The sequence below is a fragment of the Geminicoccus roseus DSM 18922 genome, assembly GCF_000427665.1.
In the GTDB taxonomy this organism is placed as follows: domain Bacteria; phylum Pseudomonadota; class Alphaproteobacteria; order Geminicoccales; family Geminicoccaceae; genus Geminicoccus; species Geminicoccus roseus.
In genome coordinates, this window is sequence record NZ_KE386572.1 from 2,807,001 (window position 1) to 2,825,706 (window position 18,706).

Here is an 18,706-nt window from a genome sequence, read left to right on the forward strand (position 1 = left end):
GAGCCCTCCTATCCGGCGAGATGATCTTCTGCAGGAGCGGGATGACCGGCCGATGGCGATGCGGGTTTCGCCGGCCTGCTGGTGTCGCCCCAGCGCTTGAGGGCGTCGATCACCGGGGCCAGGGTGCGGCCCCGCTCGGACAGCCGGTACTCGACCTTGGGCGGGACCTGCGCATAGACCTGGCGCTCGACCAGGCCGTCCGCCTCCAGCTCGCGCAGCTGGTTGGTCAGCATGCGCTGGGTGACGCTCGGCACGCGGCGGCGGATCTCGTTGAAGCGCAGGGTGGAATCCAGCAGATGGAAGAGGATCACGCCCTTCCACTTGCCGTCGATCAGCGAAAGGGTGGCCTCGACCGGGCAGCCGGGCCCGCAGTCGAAGCGCTCGTGGCGGACTCGCGGCATCACGGTATCCTTTGCGACACTATGGGCGATTTATGTGCGTTCTTGCCCAAGCGGCACCGCAGGATCAAGTGAGGTTCTCCACCAGACATGGAGAACCTCATGCGTGCCATCGCCTTCCAGACACCCGGCCCCGCCGATACCGCACTGATCGAGATCGACATGCCGAGGCCGGAGCCCACCGGACGCGACCTGCTGGTCGAGGTGCGCGCCATCTCGGTCAATCCGGTCGACGTGAAGGTCCGTGCCGCCGCCCGGCCGGAACCCGGCCATCCGCGGGTGCTGGGCTATGATGCCGCCGGGGTGGTGACCGGGGTCGGGCGGGATGTCCGCGACTTCGCGGTCGGCGACGAGGTCTACTATGCCGGCGCCCTGGAGCGGCCGGGCAGCAATGCCGAGTTCCAGCTGGTCGACGAGCGGATCGTCGGGCGCAAGCCGCGCAGTCTGGATTTCGCGCAGGCCGCCGCCATCCCCCTGACCGCGATCACCGCCTGGGAGGCGCTGGACGATCGCCTGCGGGTGATGCGGCCGGTCCCGGGCGCGGCCCGGGCCATCCTGATCGTGGGCGGGGCCGGCGGCGTCGGCTCGATCGCGATCCAGCTGGCCAAGCTGCGCGGGCTGACGGTGATCGCCACCGCCTCCCGGCCGGAAACGCGGGAGTGGTGCAAGATGATGGGCGCCGACCATGTCGTCGACCACCGGGAGGACCTGCCGGCGCAGGTCGCCGCCCTGAACCTGGGCCAGCCGGCCTTCGTGTTCTCCACGACCCATACCGACCGGCATCTGGCGGCGATCGCCGAGATCATCGCGCCGCAGGGCCGCTTCGTGCTGATCGACGATCCCGCCGCGCTCGACATCAACCCGTTCAAGCGCAAGAGCGTGTCGGTGCACTGGGAGTTCATGTTCACCCGGTCGATGTTCCAGACCGAGGACATCCGGGCGCAGGGCGAATTGCTGACGCAGGTGGCCGGGCTGCTGGACGAGGGGCGGCTCAGGACCACGATGACCGAGAACCTGGGCCGGATCGACCTTGTGAACCTGAAGAAGGCGCATGTCCGGATCGAGACGGCCCAGTCGATCGGCAAGACCGTCCTCGCCGGCTTCTGAGATCCTCCTGAAACGAACGCGGGCCTGGAGAGGGCGATGCCCCTCCAGGCCCGTTCGTCTGACGATGCCTTTGGCTCAGCGCTCGGCGGAGCCGCCGCTGCGGGCGCCGCGATAGCCACCGCCGCGGCCCTCGCCGCCACGGCCGCCTTCGCCGCCGCTACGGCCTTCGCTGCGGAAGCCAGGCGCCCGGTAGGGCGGACGGCCGTCGGAGGAGCGCCGCGGCGCGGCACCGGCCGAAGGCGCACGGTGCGCGGTCTGCTGGTAGCGGCGCGGCGCTGCCTGGTCGGCATTGCCGGTGTCGCCGAAGCGGACCGTCGAGGGCTCGATCTTCGGCATGTCCAGGATCGGCACGCGCGAACGGGTCAGCCGCTCGATATCGCGCAGGTTGCCGCGCTCGTCGGGAGCGCAGAGCGCGATCGCGACGCCGGTGGCACCGGCGCGGGCGGTCCGGCCGATCCGGTGCACGTAGGTCTCCGGCACGTCCGGCAGGTCATACTGGATCACGTGGCTGACGCCGTCGACGTCGATGCCGCGGGCGGCGATGTCGGTGGCGACCAGGACTGCCAGGGAGCCGCGGCGGAACGCATTCAGGGCGCGCTCACGCTGGCCCTGCGACTTGTTGCCGTGGATCGCGGCGGCGTCGATGCCGTTCTGCTCGAGGTAGCGGACGATCTTGTCGGCGCCGTGCTTGGTCCGCGAGAAGACCAGGCTGCGCTGCACCGACGGATCGCTCAGAATCGTGCGCAGCACCGACGGCTTGTCCGGGCCGTAGACCGGCATGACGCCATGGTCGACGCGCTCGGCCGTGGTGGCGATCGGGGTGACCTCCACCTTGACCGGGTTGGTGAGGTACTCGCGCGCCAGGGTCGCGATGCTCTGCGGCATGGTCGCCGAGAAGAACAGGGTCTGGCGCTGCTCCGGCAGCATCTTCACGATGCGGCGCAGGGCGTGGATGAAGCCCAGGTCGAGCATCTGGTCGGCTTCGTCCAGCACCAGGATCTCGACGTTCTCGAGGGTCAGGGCGCGGCGCTCGATCAGGTCGAGCAGGCGGCCGGGCGTGGCAACCAGGACGTCCAGGCCGGGGCCCATCATCCGCTCCTGGCGGCCCAGCGGCGAGCCGCCGAACACGACGCCGGAGGAAAGGCGCAGCTTGCGTCCGTAGACGCGGAAGCTCTGCTCGATCTGGGCGGCCAGCTCGCGGGTCGGGCTCAGCACCAGGGCGCGGACGTTGCGCGGCTTGCGGATCCGCTGCGAGGCAGCCAGCTGGTGCAGGATCGGCAGCGCGAACGCGGCGGTCTTGCCGGTGCCGGTCTGGGCGATGCCCAGGAGGTCATGGCCTTCGAGGACCTGCGGGATGGCGCGGGCCTGGATCGGCGTGGGCGCGGTGTAACCCTCGGCGGCGAGGGCTTCGAGGATCGGAGCGGCGAGGCCGAGCGATGCGAAATCAGACAATCGTGTGCTTTCTGGCCGAACGACATGGTCCAGCCTCACGGGAGGCGCGCCACAAAGCGCACCCATCCGGACGGGTTGGGGGCCGATAAACGACCCGCGTGACATGGTCGCTCTAAGGGGAGGGGGGTGCCGGAGACAGGGGCTCATCCTGCAAGTTGCAGGATCTTACACGCGGCCCCTATCGAGCGGACCGCCGTACGGCTCGCTCTGCACGTGAAAGGTATATGATGCTGCACCGCCAAAAGGCAAGCGGAAGGCGTGCAGTCCTAGAACATGGCGGGCATGCGCGGCTGCATGAGGTGTCCCGGCAACACCGGAGTGGCAGCACGTCAGGCCGGCTCGGCGCGGCTCACCCGGACACGGAAGCAGGCGCCGCCGCCCTGGTTGCCGGCTTCGAAGCTGCCGCCGAGCTGGCGGACCAGCGACTGCACCAGGCGCATGCCGAGTCCGACCTTCGCATCCGGATCGAAATCGTCGGCCAGGCCCGGCCCGTCGTCCACCACGCTCAGCACGAAGTGGCCGTCCTCGCGCTCGCAGGCGACCCGGATGGTGGAGCAGCCGCTGGGGTGGCGGGCATGCTTGATGGCGTTGGTCACCAGCTCCACGGTGATCAGCCCCAATGGCACCGCCCGATCGACCGACAAGGGGAAGCTGTCGACCTCGACGCTCAGGTCGATCCCGTCCTTGCGGCCGAGCGAGGTCGCAAGATCCTGGCAGAGCCCGCGCAGATAGCTGCCGAACTCGACCGAGGCGATGTCGGCGCTCTTGTAAAGCTGCTCGTGGATCCGGGCGATGCTCATCAGCCGGGCGGCGGCGGCGGCCAGCACCGCCTTCGCCTCCTCGGAGCGGGCGCTCCGCTCCTGCATGCCCAGCAGCGCGGACACCAGGGCCAGGCTGTTCTTGACCCGGTGGTCGACCTCGCGGAGCAGGAGGTCCTTCTGCTGCAGGAGGTCCTCGCGCTCGACCCGGCTGCGCTCCTTGTCGATCGCCACGCCCAGCGTGTTCGCCAGGGCCTGCAGGAAGTTGATGTCGTGCGGGTTGAAGGCGCCAGGATCCGGACAATCGGCCTCGAGCACCCCGAACGCGTCGCCATCGCCACGGATCAGCACGTTGACCGCGCGCTGCACGCCATGATCGGCCATGACCTTCGGCGTGCGGAACCGCTTCTCCTCGGCCAGGTGGTTGGAAATCACCGGCTCTCCGGTCTTGAACGCAAAGCCCGCCGGTGATTCCAGGTCGGCGCCGAGCCGGACCTTGCCGACCACGCCCGGCTTCCAGCCAACCCCGGCACGCAGCAGCAGCGCGTTCTCGCCCGGCAGCTTTTCCAGCACCTTGGCGAGCGGCACCCCTAAGCCCTCGGCAGCGATCCGGGAGGCCTCGGTCAGGATGGCCTGCAACTCGTGGTTCTTCAGGGCGAACCGGCCGAACTCGGCGATCAGCGCCTGCTGGGTGAGGCGCCGCTCGATCTCCGCGATCGGTCCATAAGCCTGCCGCTCCGATTCGGCGGTCGTCTCGACCTTCATGATGCCGTGCCCGTCCTTTCCCGATCCCATCCCACCGTGCGGCTCAAGGCGGTCCCGCACGACACTCGGCGACGTCCGATCAGCGGCGGGTGCCGATACCCGCCCGGAGGCGATCACGAAGCGGCCCGGACATCGGACCTTTCATCAAGACCATCGATGCTGCAAGCTCGGGCAACCGGGCCCCGCTGTCTACCCCTTGCGCAGGTCGTCGAGCAGCGTCCCGGCCGCCTGGAGGTCCGTCTCGTGACCGGGCTCGCGCCAGGGCTCCGCCAGCGCCTGCTCGGTCCATGCCTGCATGCCGGGCAATTGCAAAAGGAGGGCCGGATAGCTCGCCGCCGCGCCGGTCAGCGGCAGGCCGTAGGTCTGGATCCGGAACACCACCGGCGCGAAGAACGCATCCACCGCGCTGAACACGGCGCCGGCCAGAAACGGGCCGCCGAACCGGCCGATGCCCTCGTTCCACAATTCGTCGGTGCGGGCGATGTCGCGCTCCAGTTCCGGCGGCCGCTCCGCGGGACGGATGCGGTGGCCGACGCTCATCGGGCAGCGGCTGCGCAGGGTGGAGAAGCCGGCATGCATCTCGGCGGCGGCACAGCGCGCCCACGCGCGCGCCCGGGCCTCGCCCGGCCACACCCCTTCATGCCGCTCGGCCAGATATTCGACGATGCCCAGCGACTCCCAGACGGTCAGGTCGCCGTCGCGCAGGGCGGGCACCTGGCCGTTCGGCGAGAAGGCGCGGAACGTCGCCCAGTTGGAGCCCGCGCCGAACTGGACCTGGCGCTCGGTGAACTCGATCCCGAGCTGCCGCATCAGCAGCCAGGGGCGCAGCGACCAGGACGAGTAGTTCTTGTTGGCGATCCACAACTCATACATGGAACAGGCTCCCAAACTGCCCGGCTCAGTCGCGCAGGCCGGTCCAGAAATCCTTCACCCGGCGAAAGAAGCCTTCGCTCTCCGGATGGTGGCCGCCATCCTCGCCGTCCTCGGAATTGCCGGCGCGGTCGAACTCCTGCAGCAGCTCGATCTGCCGCCGGGTGAGGTTGACCGGGGTCTCGACTGCCAGCTCCACGTGCATGTCGCCGCGCCCGTGGCCCTGCAATTCGGTCATGCCCTTGCCGCGCAGGCGGATCTGCCGGCCGGACTGGGTGCCGGCGGGGATCGTGACCGCCAGGCGCTTGCCCTCGATCGACGGCACCTCGATCTGTCCGCCCAGCGCCGCGGTGCTCATCGGGATCGGCACCCGGCAATGGATGTTGACGCCGTCGCGCTGAAACAGCCGGTGCGGGGCCACGTGCAGGAAGATGTAGAGGTCGCCCGCCGGCGCGCCGCGCACGCCCGCCTCGCCATTGCCGGACAGGCGGATCTTCATGCCGTCGTCGACGCCCGCGGGGATCGTCACCGAGAGAGTCTTCTCTTGGCGCACCGCTCCCTTGCCGCCGCAGGTCTTGCAGGGGTTGGGGATGATCCGGCCGCTGCCCTGGCAGGTCATGCAGGTCTGCTCGACCGAGAAGAAGCCCTGGGCGCGGCGGATCCGGCCGTTGCCCCGGCAGGTCGGGCAGGTGGCGGGCTGCGTCCCCGGCTCGGCGCCGGAGCCCTTGCAGGTCTCGCAGGTGATCGAGGTCGGCACCCGGATCTGCGCCTTCTTGCCCGAGAAGGCTTCCTCCAGCTCGATGGTCAGGTCGTAGCGCAGGTCGGCACCCCGGCCGCTCTGGCCGCGCCGACCCCCGCCCATCATCTCGCCGAACAGGTCGTCGAACACGTCGGAGAAGGACGAGTAGTCGAAGCCGTGGGCGCCCCGGCCGCCGCCGCCCATGCCATGCTGGAAGGCGGCATGGCCCATCTGGTCGTAGGCCGCGCGCTTCTGCTCGTCCTTCAGGACCTCGTAGGCCTCGTTGATTTCCTTGAACTTCGCCTCGGCGCTGCTGTCGCCGTTGTTGCTGTCCGGGTGATGCTGCTTGGCGAGCTTGCGAAACGCACTCTTGATCTGGTCCGCCGACGCGCCCTTCTGGAGCCCCAAGACCTCGTAATAATCGCGTTTGGCCATCTGCCCGCCCGTAAAACCCGCCATTGATCTCTCAAGACGACGGCGCCGGGCTCTCGCCCGACGCCGCACGTCCTCCGGTCAGACGTGAAGGATCACGCCGACCGCTTCTTGCTGTCGTCGACTTCCTCGAACTCGGCATCGACCACGCCGTCGTCCGCCCGGCCGGAGGCGCCACCGGCACCGGCACCCGGGCCAGCCGAGCCACCGGCATCGTCACCACCGCCCTGGGCCTGGGTGGCCTTGTACATGGCCTCGCCCAGCTTCATGGAAGCCTGCTGCAGGGTCTCGGTCTTGGCCTTGATCACGTCCGGATCCTCGCTGTCGAGCGAGCCCTTCAGGTCGGCCAGGGCCGTCTCGATCGCGGAGCGGTCGGCGGGCTCGAGATGCTCGCCATACTCCTTCAGCGACTTCTCGGTCTGGTAGACCACGCTGTCGCCCTGGTTGCGCGCCTCGATCGCCGCCTTGCGCTTCTTGTCCTCCTCGGCGTTCTCCGCCGCTTCCCGGACCATCCGCTCGATCTCGTCCTGGCTGAGGCCGCCGGACGCCTGGATGCGGATCTGCTGCTCCTTGTTGGTGGCCTTGTCCTTCGCCGAGACGTTCACGATGCCGTTCGCGTCGATGTCGAAGGTCACTTCCACCTGCGGCATGCCGCGCGGGGCCGGCGGGATGCCCATCAGGTCGAACTGGCCGAGCAGCTTGTTCTGCGCCGCCAGCTCGCGCTCACCCTGGAAGACCCGGATGGTCACCGCGTTCTGGTTGTCCTCGGCGGTCGAGAACACCTGGCTCTTCTTGGTCGGGATCGTGGTGTTGCGGTCGATGATCCGGGTGAACACGCCACCCAGGGTCTCGATGCCGAGCGAGAGCGGAGTCACGTCCAGGAGCAGGACGTCCTTCACGTCGCCGGACAGCACGCCCGCCTGGATCGCGGCACCCACCGCCACGACCTCGTCGGGGTTCACCGACTTGTTCGGCTCCTTGCCGAAGAACTGGCGGACCTTCTCGATCACCTTGGGCATGCGGGTCATGCCGCCGACCAGGATCACTTCCTCGATCTGGCCGGAGGTGAGCCCGGCATCCTTGAGCGCCTTCTTGCAGGGCTCGATGGTGCGCTCGATCAGGTCGTCGACCAGCATCTCGAGCTTGGAGCGCGAGATCTTCATGGTCAGATGCTTCGGGCCCGACGCATCGGCCGTGATGAACGGCAGGTTCACCTCGGTCTGCTGCGCGGTCGACAGCTCGATCTTGGCCTTCTCGGCCGCTTCCTTCAGACGCTGCAGGGCCAGCTTGTCCGAGCGGAGATCGATGCCGTTCTCCTTCTTGAACTCGTCGGCCAGATAGTCGATCAGCCGGAGGTCGAAGTCCTCGCCGCCCAGGAAGGTGTCGCCGTTGGTGGACTTCACCTCGAACACGCCGTCGCCGATCTCCAGCACCGACACGTCGAACGTGCCGCCGCCAAGGTCGTAGACCGCGATCGTCTGGTTCTTGCCCTTGTCCAGGCCGTAGGCCAGCGCCGCGGCGGTCGGCTCGTTGATGATGCGCAGGACTTCCAGGCCCGCGATCTTGCCGGCGTCCTTGGTGGCCTGGCGCTGACTGTCGTTGAAGTAGGCCGGGACCGTGATCACCGCCTTGTCGACGGTGGTGCCGAGGTGACGCTCGGCGGTCTGCTTCATCTTCTTGAGGATCTCGGCCGAGACCTGCGCCGGCGCCATCTTGCTGCCACGGGCCTCGACCCAGGCATCGCCGTTGTCGGCACGCGCGATCTTGTAGGGCACCATCCCGGCGTCCTTCTGGACGATCGGGTCGTCATAGCGCCGGCCGATCAGGCGCTTGACCGCGAAGACGGTGTTGGACGGGTTGGTGACCGCCTGGCGCTTGGCCGACATGCCGACCAGGATCTCGTCGTCCTCGGTGTAGGCCACCATGGACGGCGTGGTGCGCATGCCTTCTTCGTTCTCGATGACCCGCGTGTTCTTGCCTTCCATGATGGCAACACAGCTGTTCGTGGTCCCGAGATCGATACCGATGATCTTGCTCATACCTTCCTCTCGCGCATCAGGCGAAGAGACTTCGCATAGGATGTTTCGAACGCGCCCGGCACGAGTTGAGCGGGCAATGGGCAGTAAGACGCTCGACTGGCCAGCATATAGTTAAGCACCTCAGGAGCCGCAACCGATGTGCAGGTCGCCAAAACTCGCCTTTTTCGGCAATTCCTCACGCACCAGGGGAGGCGAGGGCTTGTGTGCCCGCCGCGCCACCATCGGCCGATCCGGCTCCTGGCCCTGGCGCCCGTCGGGCGATAGGTTCCCGCCAGCCACGGGCCGACCGCCCGCAACGAACGAGGTCATGGAGTGCAGATGGTGACGAGAAGTGCGAACGCAACGCGGGTCATTGAAGCGTTGCAAGGACGCTTCGGCGCCAGGCTCTCGACCAACCGCGACATCCTGGAGCGCCACGGGCTGAACGAGGGCCATCATCGCGGCATCCCGCCGGACGCCGTGTTCTTCGCCGAGACCACCGAGGAGGTCGCCCTGGCCGTCACCTTGTGCGCCGCCGAGAAGGTGCCGGTGATCGCGTTCGGGACCGGTACTGCCCTGGAGGGCCATGTCGCCGCGGTGAATGGCGGGCTGTGCATCGACCTCTCGCAGATGAACCGGATCCTGGAGGTCAATGCCGAGGACCTGGACGTGCTGGTGCAGGCGGGGGTGACCCGCAAGCAGCTCAACACCGACCTGCGCGACACCGGCCTGTTCTTCCCGATCGACCCAGGCGCCGACGCGTCCCTGGGCGGCATGGCGGCGACCCGGGCGTCCGGGACCAACGCGGTGCGCTACGGCACCATGAAGGAGAACGTGCTGGGGCTGACCGTGGTCATGGCCGACGGGCAGATCATCCGGACCGGCGGACGCGCCAAGAAGTCCTCGGCCGGCTACGACCTGACCCGGCTGTTCGTGGGGTCGGAAGGCACGCTCGGCATCATCACGGAGGTGCGCCTGCGCCTCTACGGCATTCCTGAAGCGATCACCGCGGCGGTCTGCAGCTTCCCCTCGATCGAGGCTGCCGCAAACACGGTGATCCTGACGATCCAGTCCGGCATCCCGGTGGCGCGGATCGAGCTGATGAACGAGGGCCAGCTCCAGGCGGTAGTGGCCTACAACAAGCTCGAGGGCTTCGAGATCGCGCCGCATCTCTTCTACGAGTTCCACGGCACCGAGAGCGGGGCCAGGGAGCAGGCCGAGCGTGCCCAGGAGATCGCGGCGGAGTTCGGCGGCAGCGGCTTCCGCTGGGCCTCCACGCTGGAGGAGCGCAACCGGCTCTGGGCCGCCCGCCACGACGTCTACCATGCGACCTGCGCGATCCGGCCGGGTGCGCGGGTCTGGTCCACCGACGTGTGCGTGCCGATCAGCCGGCTGGCCGAGCTTATCGAGGCGACCCGGGTGGACCTGGAGGGCAACGGCCTCCTGCCGCTGATCGTGGGCCATGCCGGCGACGGCAATTTCCACCTGGGGCTGCTCTACGACGAGGAAGGCTCGGAGGAGTACCAGCGCTGCAAGGCGGTCAACGACCGGCTGGTCGACCGGGCGCTGGCCATGGGCGGCACCTGCACCGGCGAGCACGGCGTCGGCATGGGCAAGATCGCCAAGGTCGAGAAGGAGCACGGGCCCGCGGTCGAGGTGATGCGCACCATCAAGCGCGCCCTCGATCCGGACAACATCATGAACCCCGGCAAGGTGGTGCGGATGAACTGAGGCGGGTGCTGGTCAGCCCTGCATCCTCGTCGCCCTCGGACCGGACAGAGATCAAGATGAGCGTCACCAACAAGACGAAGCGGATCACCGCACGGGACATCCGGCTGCGCTCGGGCGGCCAGCCGATCGTGGCGCTGACGGCCTACACCACCCCGATGGCCCGCGCGCTGGACCCGCATTGCGACCTCCTGCTGGTCGGCGATTCGCTGGGGATGGTGGTCTACGGGATGCCGACCACGCTGGGCGTCACCCTGGACATGATGATCGCCCACGGCCAGGCGGTGATGCGCGGGACCGAGCGGGCCTGCGTGGTGGTGGACATGCCGTTCGGCTCCTACCAGGAGAGCCCGCAGCAGGCGTTCCGCACCGCTGCCCGGATCATGGCCGAGACCAACGCCTCGGCGGTGAAGCTGGAAGGCGGGGTCGAGATGGCCGCGACCGTCGCGTTTCTGGTCGAGCGGGGCGTGCCGGTGCTGGGCCATGTCGGCCTGAAGCCGCAATCGGTGCACGGCCATGGCGGCTTCCGCACGGTCGGCCGCGGCGACGAGGCGGCCCAGGTCATGGCCGATGCCGAGGCGATCGCCGCCGCAGGAGCGTTCGCGATCGTGATCGAGGGAACGCTGGAGCCGCTGGCCCGGGCGATCACCGAGCGGCTGCCGGTCCCCACGATCGGCATCGGCGCCTCGCCCGCCTGCGACGGCCAGATCCTGGTCACCGAGGACGTGATGGGGCTGTTCGCCGACTTCACGCCGCGCTTCGTCAAGCGCTACGCCGAGCTGAACGCGCAGATCGCCGCCGCTGCCGCCGCCTATGCCGAGGACGTGCGCGCCCGCCGCTTTCCCGGGCCGGAGCACTGCGTGGCCGGCACGAGGCCGGCGCCCGGCAAGGCTGGCGAGTGAGGGCGTGACCATGCACATCGTCCGCGACCTGCCGGTCCTGCGCGACCTGGTACGGGAGGCCCGGGCGGCCGGGCGGCGCATCGGGCTGGTGCCGACCATGGGCGCCCTTCACCAGGGCCATCTGGCGCTGGTGTCGGCGGCGCGCGCGGCCGCCGACCTCGTGGTCACCTCGATCTTCGTCAACCCGCTCCAGTTCGGGCCGGGCGAGGACCTGGACCAGTATCCGCGCGACGAGGCGGGCGACCTGGAGAAGCTGCGCCGGGGCGGCTGCGACCTGGTCTGGATGCCGCCGGTGCCGGTGATGTATCCGCCGGGCGGCGCCACCCGGATCGAGGTGGGCGGGCCGTCGGAAGGCTTTGAAGGGGCGATCCGGCCCGGGCATTTCAGGGGCGTCGCCACGGTCTGCACCAAGCTCTTCCTGCAGACCGGGGCCGACCTTGCCGTGTTCGGCGAGAAGGACTGGCAGCAGCTGCAGGTGATCCGCCGGATGGTCCTGGACCTGGACCTGCCGATCCGCATCCAGGGCCACGCCACGGTACGCGAGCCGGACGGGCTCGCATGCTCGTCGCGCAACCAGCGGCTGGCCCCCGCGGAACGTACGCTCGCGGCAAAACTGCCGCGGACAATGGGCGAGGCGGTCGACGTCCTGCAACGCGGCGGCGCCGTCGACCAGGTTCTCGGCGAGGCCAGGGCGCGGCTCGCCGCGGCCGGGTTCGGCCTGGACTATCTCTCGCTGGTCGAGCCAGCGACGCTCCAGGCCTGGCCGCCCGGCGCGCCGGGGGAGGCGCGGCTGCTGGCGGCGGCGCGGCTTGGCAAGGTCCGCCTGCTGGACAACATGGCGGTCCGGATCCCCGCCGGCTGAGCGTTCAGGGGAACAGGTCGCGCGCCGCCACGTGCAGCAGGGCATGGCGTGCGACCAGCTGGTCCACGTCCTGGCCGTAGCCGCCGCCCATCACCCCGGTGAGCGGGACCCGCCGGCGCCGGCAATGCTCCAGCACCATGCGCTCGCGGGCGAGCAGCCCGTCATCGGTCAGCGCCAGCCGGCCCAGCCGGTCGTCGACATGCGGATCGACTCCGGCATTGTAGAACACCAGGTCGGGACGGACCCGGTCCATGAGGCTCCCCACCACCCGGTCGGCCAGCGCCAGGTAGTCGGCGTCGCCGGTGCCCGGGTCGAGCGCGATGTCCAGGCTGCTCTGCTTCTTGTGGGCCGGATAGTTGGCGCGGCAGTGCAGGGAGAAGGTGGTCACGTTCGGATCGCCCGCCAGGATGTCGGCGGTGCCGTCGCCCTGGTGCACGTCCAGGTCGACCACCAGGACGCGGTGGACCGCCCCCTCGTCCAGCAGCAGGCGCGCGGCCACCGCGACGTCGTTGAACACGCAGAAGCCGGCGCCGCCGGCATGGTGGGCATGGTGGCTGCCGCCCGCGGTGTTGGCGGCAAAGCCGTCCTCCAGCGCCAGCCGCGCAGCCAGCACGGTGCCGCCGGTGGCGGCCCGGGCGCGTGTGGCCAGGCCCGCATCCACCGGGAAGCCCAGGCGCCGCTCGTCGGCCGGCGCCACGTCGGCCGCGAGCACCGCGTCGACCCATTCCACCGCATGGGCGCGCACCAGCCAGCTCCGCTCCGCCAGGCGCGGGGTGACCAGGCGGGCGTCGAACTTCGGGTCGTCCCGGCGCAGCCGGTGTGACATTCGTACATATTTCGGCATGGGGAATCGATGCCCTGCCGGGATGCTGACCGAATAGTCGGGATGGGCAACGATCTTGTAGCTCAAGGCGTTAGGCCGCCCCCTTCATTTCCTGGCCAAGCTCCGATCGCAGATCTCCCCGTCGATATCTAGCCAATTGCGCGCAATCACGAATTTTTCTGCTCGCAATCGGCTAGATACCAAGGCAGAACTAACGCGAAGGTTGAATATCGCGTTGCCAGTCAAGCCGGTGACGCACTCTCTTCCAGGGTCGGAGTGACAGCAGTGCCGGAGATCGATCCGCGTTTCTGGGAAGGCCGCAAGGTCCTGGTCACGGGCCATACCGGCTTCAAGGGCAGCTGGCTTACCGCCTGGCTCACGCAGATGGGATCGAGGGTCACCGGGTTCGCCGGCACGCCGCCCACCGATCCGTCCCTGTTCGCCGCCGCCGGCTTGGCCGGGCGGATCGAGCATCGCGAAGGCGATGTCGCCGATCCGGAGGCGCTGCGGGCGGTGGTCGAGGAGGCTCAACCCGAGGTGGTGCTCCATCTGGCCGGGCAGGCGATCCTGCAGCAGGGCCACGACGATCCGGTCGGCACGTTCCGAACCAACCTGATGGGCACCGTCGCGATGCTGGACGCGATCCGCCGGATAGGCTCGGTCCGGGCCGCGGTGCTGGTGACCTCCGACAAATGCTACCTGGACCAGCGCCGGACCTGCGCCGAGGACGACCCGCTCGGCGGCTACGAGGCCTATGGCGCATCCAAGGCCTGCGCCGAGATCGCGATCCAGTCGTTCCGGGCCTCCTATTTCCCGGGCAGCCTGACCTGCGGCCTTGCCTCGGCACGGGCCGGCAACGTGTTAGGGGCCGGCGACTTCGCGCCGCACCGGCTGGTCCCGGATCTCGCCCGGGCCTTCCTGCAGGGCGAACCGCCCAGGCTGCGCAATCCCGACGCGGTGCGGCCATGGCAGCACGTGCTGGACGCGGTCTCGGGCTATCTCCTGCTGGCCCAGAGGCTGCACGAGCGGCCCGAGGCCCATGCCACTGCCTGGAACTTCGGGCCGCCGGCGGGCAGCGAGTGGACCGTGGCCAGGATCGCGGAGACGCTGGCCGGCGCGTTCGGCATCCAGGGCTGGGAGGCGGCACCGCCGCTCTCCGCCCGCGAGGAGGCGGTGCTGCGGCTGAACACCGGCCGGGCCGGACGCCGCCTGTCCTGGCAGCCCCGGCTCGGCATGGCCGAGGCGCTGCGCTGGACCGCCCAGGGCTACAAGCGCCTGGCCCGCGACGGCGATGCCGGCTGGCTGGACGAGCAGATCGCCCTCTACCGCAGCCGCACCGGCACGCTCGATCAGCCGGACGGCGCCACGTTGCTGGATCTCCCTGCCCATGCCCGGAGACACGCCCATGTCGCGGCCTGAGCCGGCGGAGGTCCCGGTCTTCATCCTGTGCGGCGGGTTCGGCACGCGCCTGGGCCATCTGGCCGCCGATCGCCCCAAGCCCATGGTCGAGATCGGCGACCGGCCGATCCTCCAGCACATCATGGAGGTCTACGGCCGCCAGGGCTTCCGCCGCTTCGTGCTCTGCACCGGCTGGCGCGCCGACGTGATCGGCGAGTTCTTCGCCCACTGGCATCTGTGGAACGCCGACTTCACCGTCAACCTGCGCGACCGCTCGGTCGCCTGGCACCAGACCCGCGCCTGGCCGGACTGGGACGTCACCGTCGCACAGACCGGCGTCGGCACCATGACCGGCGCCCGGATCGCCCGGGCCGCCGCGCGCTATCTGGGCGATGCCGAGCATTTCGCGGTCACCTATGGCGACGGCCTGGCTGATGTCGACCTGATGGCCGAGTTCGACTTCCATCGCGACCATGACCGGCTGGCCACCATGCTGGGGGTGCAGCCGCCCTCGCAGTTCGGCCAGATCCAGCTCGACGGCGACGGCCCGACCCGGTTCACCGAGAAGCCGCCGCGCACCGACCAGTGGATCAACGGCGGCTACTTCTTCTTCCGCCGCGGCATGCTCGGCTACCTGTCCGAGCAGCCGGGCTGCGTCCTCGAGGCCGAGCCGCTGCAGCGCCTGGCCGAGGACAACCAGCTGCGCGTGCACAAGCATGCCGGGTTCTGGTCCTGCATGGACACCAGCCGCGACAAGGAGCGGATCGAGGCGCTCTGGGAAGCCGGCGCCGCCCCCTGGGCCGGCCGGGTCGGAGGGCTGCTTGATGCGTGAGATCGGCCGGCCGCTCCCGGGCATGCGGGTGTTCGACCTGGACCCCCGCGCGGACGAGCGCGGCTCGTTCACCCGCCTGTTCTGCCAGTCGACGCTGGCCGAACTCGGCTTCGACGCCGGTGCCGTCCAGGTCAACCTGTCCCGCTCGACCCGGGCCGGCACCCTGCGCGGCCTGCACTACCAGCTCGGAGATGCGGCGGAGTTCAAGCTCGTCACGGTCCTGGCCGGGGCCGCCCAGGACGTGGTGCTGGATCTTCGCCCCGGCAGCCCGAGCTTCGGCGCCCATGCCAGCCTGCGCCTGGATGCCGGGCGGCCCCAGGCTGTCCTGGTCCCGGCCGGCTGCGCCCATGGCTTCCTGACCGCGACCGACGCCACCGTGCTGCTCTACGTCACCTCGCGCCCGCACGCGCCGGTCCACGAGCGCGGGGTGCGCTGGGACGATCCGGCGTTTCGGATCGGCTGGTCGGGCGCGCCGCTGGTGCTGTCCGCGAAGGACCGGAGCCTGCCGGACTTCGATCCCCGTTGGCATCTGGCGGCAGCGTGAGGAGGCCGGCATGCGCGTCCTGATGACCGGTGCGAGCTCGTTCACCGGCGCCTGGATGGCCAGGCGCCTGGCCGGATCCGGGGCGGTGGTGACCGCCGCCCGCCGCGGCCGGACGGCCGAGGATGGTCCGCGGGTCCGCGAGCGCAGCGCGCTCCTGGCCCGGCGGGTACGCCAGGTCGACGAGGCGCCGTTCGGGTCCGACCGCTTCCTCGACCTGCTGGCGAACGAGGGTCCCCACGACATCCTGTGCATGCACGGCGCAACCGTCGGCGACCATCGCGCCGCCGACTTCGACGTGGTCGGGGCGCTGCGCGCCGACACCCATCGGATCAACCGGGTCCTGGAGCGGTTCGCCGCGCGCGGCGGCCGCACCCTCGTCTTCACCGGCACAGTGTTCGAGGCCGACGAGGGGCGCAGCGAAGCGCCCTGGGGCGCCATCGGCGGCTATGGCCTTGCCAAGTCGCTGACCTGGCAGGTGGTCCGCCACGCCGCCGAGGAACGCCAGCTGTCCTTGGGCAAGTTTGTGATCCCCCATCCGTTCGGGCCGATGGAGAAGCCTGGCCTCACCAGCATGCTGGCAGAATCCTGGCTCACCGGACAGGTGCCGACCCTGAAGGAGCCTGGCCTCGTCCGCGACCACATCCATGTCGACCTCCTGGCGCACGCCTATGCGCGGTTCGTGCACGAGACCCATGGCCGCCCGGACCCGAAGACGGTCCGGCATTGCGGACCCTCCGGCCGCGTCGAGACGATCGCCGGCTTCACCGCCCGCTTCGCCCGGGCCCTGGGCCCGCTCTTCGGCGTGCCGACCCGCTGGTCCGCGCAGAGCGGCCCGGGCGACCGGGTCCAGCCGCGGATCCGCTGCAACACCGAGCCCACCGCCACCCTGCACCCGGATTTCGACGAGGCGCGGGCGTTCGAGGAACTGGCGGTCTGGTACCTGCAGCGCTTTGGCGGGGGCGGGCATGCGCGGCGGCTGGCACGCCTGGTCGAACGCGTCTTCGAGCCGGCGTGACGGCGATGCCCGGCCGCCCCGACATCGGCGTGATCGTGGTGACCCATGCAAGCCGCCGCCACCTGGACCGCTGCCTGCCGCCGCTGCTGGAGGCGCCGGAGCGGCCGCGGGTCCTGGTGGTCAACTCGTCCTCCGGCGACGGCACCGTCGAGCGGGCCCGGGCGCTGGGGGCGGAGACCTGGCTGGTGCCGCGGCAAAGCTTCAACCATGGCGCCACCCGCGAGCAGGCCCGCCGCCTGCTGGGCACCCCGGTCGTGGTGATGCTGACGCCGGACGCCTATCCGGCAGGGCCCAGCGAACTCGGTCGGCTGGTCCACCCGGTCCGGACCGGCCAGGCCGCCTGTGCCTATGGCCGCCAGCTCCCGCATGAGGGAGCCGATGCGGTCGAGGCGTTCGGCCGCGCCTTCAGCTATCCCGGCCAGAGCGAGCTGCGCTCCGCCCGCGACCAGGCCCGGCTCGGCAGCGGCGTGCATTTCTGTTCCAACGCCTGGGCCGCCTGGTCCAGCGCCGCCCTCGACCGGATCGGCGGGTTCCAACCGACCCTGGTGAGCGAGGAGACCATCGCGGTCGCCCGGCTGCTCCAGGCCGGCGAACGGGTCGCCTATGTCGCCGACGCCGTTGTCCGACACTCCCACCGCTACGGGCCGGTGCAGGAGTTCCGCCGCCATTTCGACATCGGCTGGACCCGCGCCCACCACGCCGCCCTGCTGCTGGCTTCCGGCGGCGACCAGGCCCGGGGCCGCCGGTTCGCCCGCCTGCTGCTGCGCGACCTGGCTGCCCGGGCGCCGGCGCGGCTTCCGGGCGTGCTCGTCGCGCTGGCCGCCAAGTGGCTGGGCTACCGGGCCGGCATGCTCGGCGCCCACCTGCCGAACCCGCTGGCCGCCATCCTGTCGGGCCAGGACTTCTTCTGGCGCAGCGACTTTGCACCGGGGAGGCAGCCATGAGGATCGCGATCGTCACCAACAACGTGCTGCCGCCGCGGGAAGGGATCGGCCGGCATGTTCTGGAGACCGCGCAGCGCCTGGCCGCACGCGGCCACCAGGTCGAGGTGCTGGCCAAGGGCGAGGCGTTCGGCGAGGTCCGCACCAGCAAATTCGACCGGGTCCGCGTCCACCACTGGCCGCACCGGCCGCTGCGCCCTTTCCATCACCAGGCCACCCGCCCGCTGCTCCAGGACCTCCTGGACCGCCTGGGGCCATTCGACCTGCTGCACGCCCACCTGCCGCTCCTGCCGCTCCTGCGCACCGATGCCCGGGTGGTGGTCACCTGCCATGGCACCCTTGCCGCCGACACCGAATCCTTCACCGAGCGGTCCTGGCGCGCCGGGCTGATCCGGGGACAGGCCCGGCTGGTCGCCCGGCCGATGGAGCGGGCCTGGTTCGGCCGGGCCGAGCGGGTCGTGGCGGTGGCGGACTGCGTGAGGGAGGAGATCGTCCAGCGCTACGGCGTGGCGCCCGGCAAGGTCGCGGTCGTCCGCAACGGGGTGGACCTCGCCCGGTTTCCCTTCGAGCGCCGGGTGCGCGGCGGGACGCGGCTCCTGTTCGTCGGCCGCCTGGGCTGGCGCAAGGGCCTGTTCCGGCTGCTCGACGCGATGGCGAGGCTGCCCGACGAGGTCACCCTCGACCTGGTGGGCGAGGGGCCCCTGGAGGCCGACCTGCGCAGCCACGCCATCCAGCTCGGGCTGGCGCACCGGCTGCACTTTCACGGCTTTCTGCCCCATCCGGAGGTGATCCTGGCGCATCGCGCCGCCGACCTGTTCGTCAATCCCGCCGACTATGAGACCGGTCCGCTGACCCTCCTGGAAGCGATGGCGCTGGGCACGCCCCTGATCACCACCGCCACCGGCCTTGTCCGGGAAGTCGCGGCCGGCGCGCAGCTGCGCATCGCCGAGCGCACACCCGAGGCGCTGGCCGACGCGATCCGGTCGAGCCTGGGGAGCCCCGCCGAGATGGCGCGGCGCGCCCGCGACGCCCGCCGCACCGTGGAGCGCCAGCTCGGCTGGGAGCGGACGGTCGACGAACTCGCCGATCTTTTCGAGGAATCTCATCGAAAGGCTGCCTGAA

The 18,706-nt window shown here is 70.1% G+C and carries 17 protein-coding genes; 10 read left to right on the plus strand and 7 right to left on the minus strand.

Going from position 1 to position 18,706, the window contains the following annotated elements:
• Window positions 1-8: 8 nt before the first annotated feature.
• Window positions 9-401, minus strand: coding sequence for a winged helix-turn-helix transcriptional regulator (locus GEMRO_RS0114140; RefSeq protein ID WP_027134514.1), 393 nt, complete (start codon window positions 399-401; stop codon window positions 9-11).
• A gap of 99 nt (window positions 402-500) precedes the next feature.
• Between GEMRO_RS0114140 and GEMRO_RS0114145 the strand changes: the two genes are divergently transcribed.
• Window positions 501-1,505 carry a zinc-binding alcohol dehydrogenase family protein gene (locus GEMRO_RS0114145; protein WP_027134515.1) on the plus strand — a complete coding sequence of 335 codons (1,005 nt, stop codon included), beginning with the start codon at window positions 501-503 and terminating at the stop codon, window positions 1,503-1,505.
• Between the two features lie 75 nt (window positions 1,506-1,580).
• On the opposite strand, the gene GEMRO_RS29680 is transcribed toward GEMRO_RS0114145, so the two are convergent.
• The 5 genes from GEMRO_RS29680 to dnaK all read right to left on the minus strand — a co-directional run bounded on the left by GEMRO_RS29680 (window position 1,581) and on the right by dnaK (window position 8,560).
• The gene (locus GEMRO_RS29680; RefSeq protein WP_051329067.1) at window positions 1,581-2,957 is read right to left on the minus strand and encodes a DEAD/DEAH box helicase; all 1,377 of its coding nucleotides are present in this window, start codon (window positions 2,955-2,957) and stop codon (window positions 1,581-1,583) included.
• Window positions 2,958-3,286: 329 nt separating this feature from the next.
• Entirely contained in the window at window positions 3,287-4,480 is a 1,194-nt protein-coding gene (locus GEMRO_RS0114155) for a sensor histidine kinase (protein WP_051329068.1), read from the minus strand.
• Between the two features lie 189 nt (window positions 4,481-4,669).
• Complete coding sequence (locus GEMRO_RS0114160) at window positions 4,670-5,353, minus strand: glutathione S-transferase family protein (RefSeq protein WP_027134517.1); 684 nt, start codon at window positions 5,351-5,353, stop codon at window positions 4,670-4,672.
• A 25-nt stretch (window positions 5,354-5,378) separates the two neighbouring features.
• Window positions 5,379-6,524 (minus strand): molecular chaperone DnaJ, encoded by a 1,146-nt coding sequence (dnaJ, locus tag GEMRO_RS0114165; RefSeq protein ID WP_027134518.1) that lies wholly within the window; start codon window positions 6,522-6,524, stop codon window positions 5,379-5,381.
• Window positions 6,525-6,616: 92 nt separating this feature from the next.
• On the minus strand, window positions 6,617-8,560 hold the full coding sequence (gene dnaK, locus GEMRO_RS0114170) for a molecular chaperone DnaK (protein WP_027134519.1): 1,944 nt from the start codon (window positions 8,558-8,560) through the stop codon (window positions 6,617-6,619).
• A gap of 318 nt (window positions 8,561-8,878) precedes the next feature.
• Here dnaK and GEMRO_RS0114175 point away from each other — a divergent pair, with 318 nt between their 5' ends.
• The 3 genes from GEMRO_RS0114175 to panC are packed head-to-tail and all read left to right on the plus strand — an operon-like array spanning window position 8,879 to window position 12,031.
• The gene (locus GEMRO_RS0114175; RefSeq protein WP_027134520.1) at window positions 8,879-10,270 is read left to right on the plus strand and encodes an FAD-binding oxidoreductase; all 1,392 of its coding nucleotides are present in this window, start codon (window positions 8,879-8,881) and stop codon (window positions 10,268-10,270) included.
• Window positions 10,271-10,326: 56 nt separating this feature from the next.
• Window positions 10,327-11,169, plus strand: a complete 843-nt coding sequence (gene panB, locus GEMRO_RS0114180; protein WP_027134521.1) for a 3-methyl-2-oxobutanoate hydroxymethyltransferase — start codon at window positions 10,327-10,329, stop codon at window positions 11,167-11,169.
• A gap of 10 nt (window positions 11,170-11,179) precedes the next feature.
• Window positions 11,180-12,031 carry a pantoate--beta-alanine ligase gene (gene panC, locus GEMRO_RS0114185; RefSeq protein ID WP_027134522.1) on the plus strand — a complete coding sequence of 284 codons (852 nt, stop codon included), beginning with the start codon at window positions 11,180-11,182 and terminating at the stop codon, window positions 12,029-12,031.
• 4 nt (window positions 12,032-12,035) lie between these two features.
• Here the strand turns inward: panC and GEMRO_RS0114190 are convergent, their stop codons facing one another.
• Entirely contained in the window at window positions 12,036-12,941 is a 906-nt protein-coding gene (locus GEMRO_RS0114190; protein ID WP_027134523.1) for a histone deacetylase family protein, read from the minus strand.
• 198 nt (window positions 12,942-13,139) lie between these two features.
• Here GEMRO_RS0114190 and rfbG point away from each other — a divergent pair, with 198 nt between their 5' ends.
• From rfbG to GEMRO_RS0114220, 6 genes are read left to right on the plus strand one after another with little or no spacing between them, the layout of a single operon-like run.
• Window positions 13,140-14,273, plus strand: a complete 1,134-nt coding sequence (gene rfbG / locus GEMRO_RS29685) for a CDP-glucose 4,6-dehydratase (RefSeq protein WP_051329069.1) — start codon at window positions 13,140-13,142, stop codon at window positions 14,271-14,273.
• Window positions 14,260-15,084 (plus strand): sugar phosphate nucleotidyltransferase, encoded by an 825-nt coding sequence (locus GEMRO_RS0114200; protein WP_027134524.1) that lies wholly within the window; start codon window positions 14,260-14,262, stop codon window positions 15,082-15,084. The genes rfbG and GEMRO_RS0114200 overlap by 14 nt, the downstream gene beginning before the upstream one ends.
• Window positions 15,077-15,628: a dTDP-4-dehydrorhamnose 3,5-epimerase family protein gene (locus GEMRO_RS0114205; protein WP_027134525.1), complete on the plus strand. Its 552-nt coding sequence runs from the start codon at window positions 15,077-15,079 to the stop codon at window positions 15,626-15,628. The genes GEMRO_RS0114200 and GEMRO_RS0114205 overlap by 8 nt, the downstream gene beginning before the upstream one ends.
• A 10-nt stretch (window positions 15,629-15,638) precedes the next feature.
• On the plus strand, window positions 15,639-16,643 hold the full coding sequence (locus GEMRO_RS29690; protein WP_051329070.1) for an NAD-dependent epimerase/dehydratase family protein: 1,005 nt from the start codon (window positions 15,639-15,641) through the stop codon (window positions 16,641-16,643).
• Window positions 16,644-16,648: 5 nt separating this feature from the next.
• Window positions 16,649-17,587 (plus strand): glycosyltransferase family 2 protein, encoded by a 939-nt coding sequence (locus GEMRO_RS29695; protein ID WP_051329071.1) that lies wholly within the window; start codon window positions 16,649-16,651, stop codon window positions 17,585-17,587.
• Window positions 17,584-18,705 (plus strand): glycosyltransferase family 4 protein, encoded by a 1,122-nt coding sequence (locus GEMRO_RS0114220; protein WP_027134526.1) that lies wholly within the window; start codon window positions 17,584-17,586, stop codon window positions 18,703-18,705. The genes GEMRO_RS29695 and GEMRO_RS0114220 overlap by 4 nt, the downstream gene beginning before the upstream one ends.
• Window position 18,706: the final 1 nt, after the last annotated feature.

Coding starts and splice junctions, on each gene's coding strand:
- GEMRO_RS29695 (WP_051329071.1), top strand. CDS start 16,649: ATGCCCGGCCGCCCCGACATCGGCGTGATCGTGGTGACCCATGCAAGC.
- dnaJ (WP_027134518.1), bottom strand. CDS start 6,524: ATGGCCAAACGCGATTATTACGAGGTCTTGGGGCTCCAGAAGGGCGCG.
- GEMRO_RS0114160 (WP_027134517.1), bottom strand. CDS start 5,353: ATGTATGAGTTGTGGATCGCCAACAAGAACTACTCGTCCTGGTCGCTG.
- GEMRO_RS0114140 (WP_027134514.1), bottom strand. CDS start 401: ATGCCGCGAGTCCGCCACGAGCGCTTCGACTGCGGGCCCGGCTGCCCG.
- GEMRO_RS0114205 (WP_027134525.1), top strand. CDS start 15,077: ATGCGTGAGATCGGCCGGCCGCTCCCGGGCATGCGGGTGTTCGACCTG.
- GEMRO_RS0114155 (WP_051329068.1), bottom strand. CDS start 4,480: ATGAAGGTCGAGACGACCGCCGAATCGGAGCGGCAGGCTTATGGACCG.
- panB (WP_027134521.1), top strand. CDS start 10,327: ATGAGCGTCACCAACAAGACGAAGCGGATCACCGCACGGGACATCCGG.
- dnaK (WP_027134519.1), bottom strand. CDS start 8,560: ATGAGCAAGATCATCGGTATCGATCTCGGGACCACGAACAGCTGTGTT.
- GEMRO_RS0114175 (WP_027134520.1), top strand. CDS start 8,879: ATGGTGACGAGAAGTGCGAACGCAACGCGGGTCATTGAAGCGTTGCAA.
- GEMRO_RS0114220 (WP_027134526.1), top strand. CDS start 17,584: ATGAGGATCGCGATCGTCACCAACAACGTGCTGCCGCCGCGGGAAGGG.
- GEMRO_RS29690 (WP_051329070.1), top strand. CDS start 15,639: ATGCGCGTCCTGATGACCGGTGCGAGCTCGTTCACCGGCGCCTGGATG.
- panC (WP_027134522.1), top strand. CDS start 11,180: ATGCACATCGTCCGCGACCTGCCGGTCCTGCGCGACCTGGTACGGGAG.
- GEMRO_RS0114200 (WP_027134524.1), top strand. CDS start 14,260: ATGTCGCGGCCTGAGCCGGCGGAGGTCCCGGTCTTCATCCTGTGCGGC.
- GEMRO_RS0114145 (WP_027134515.1), top strand. CDS start 501: ATGCGTGCCATCGCCTTCCAGACACCCGGCCCCGCCGATACCGCACTG.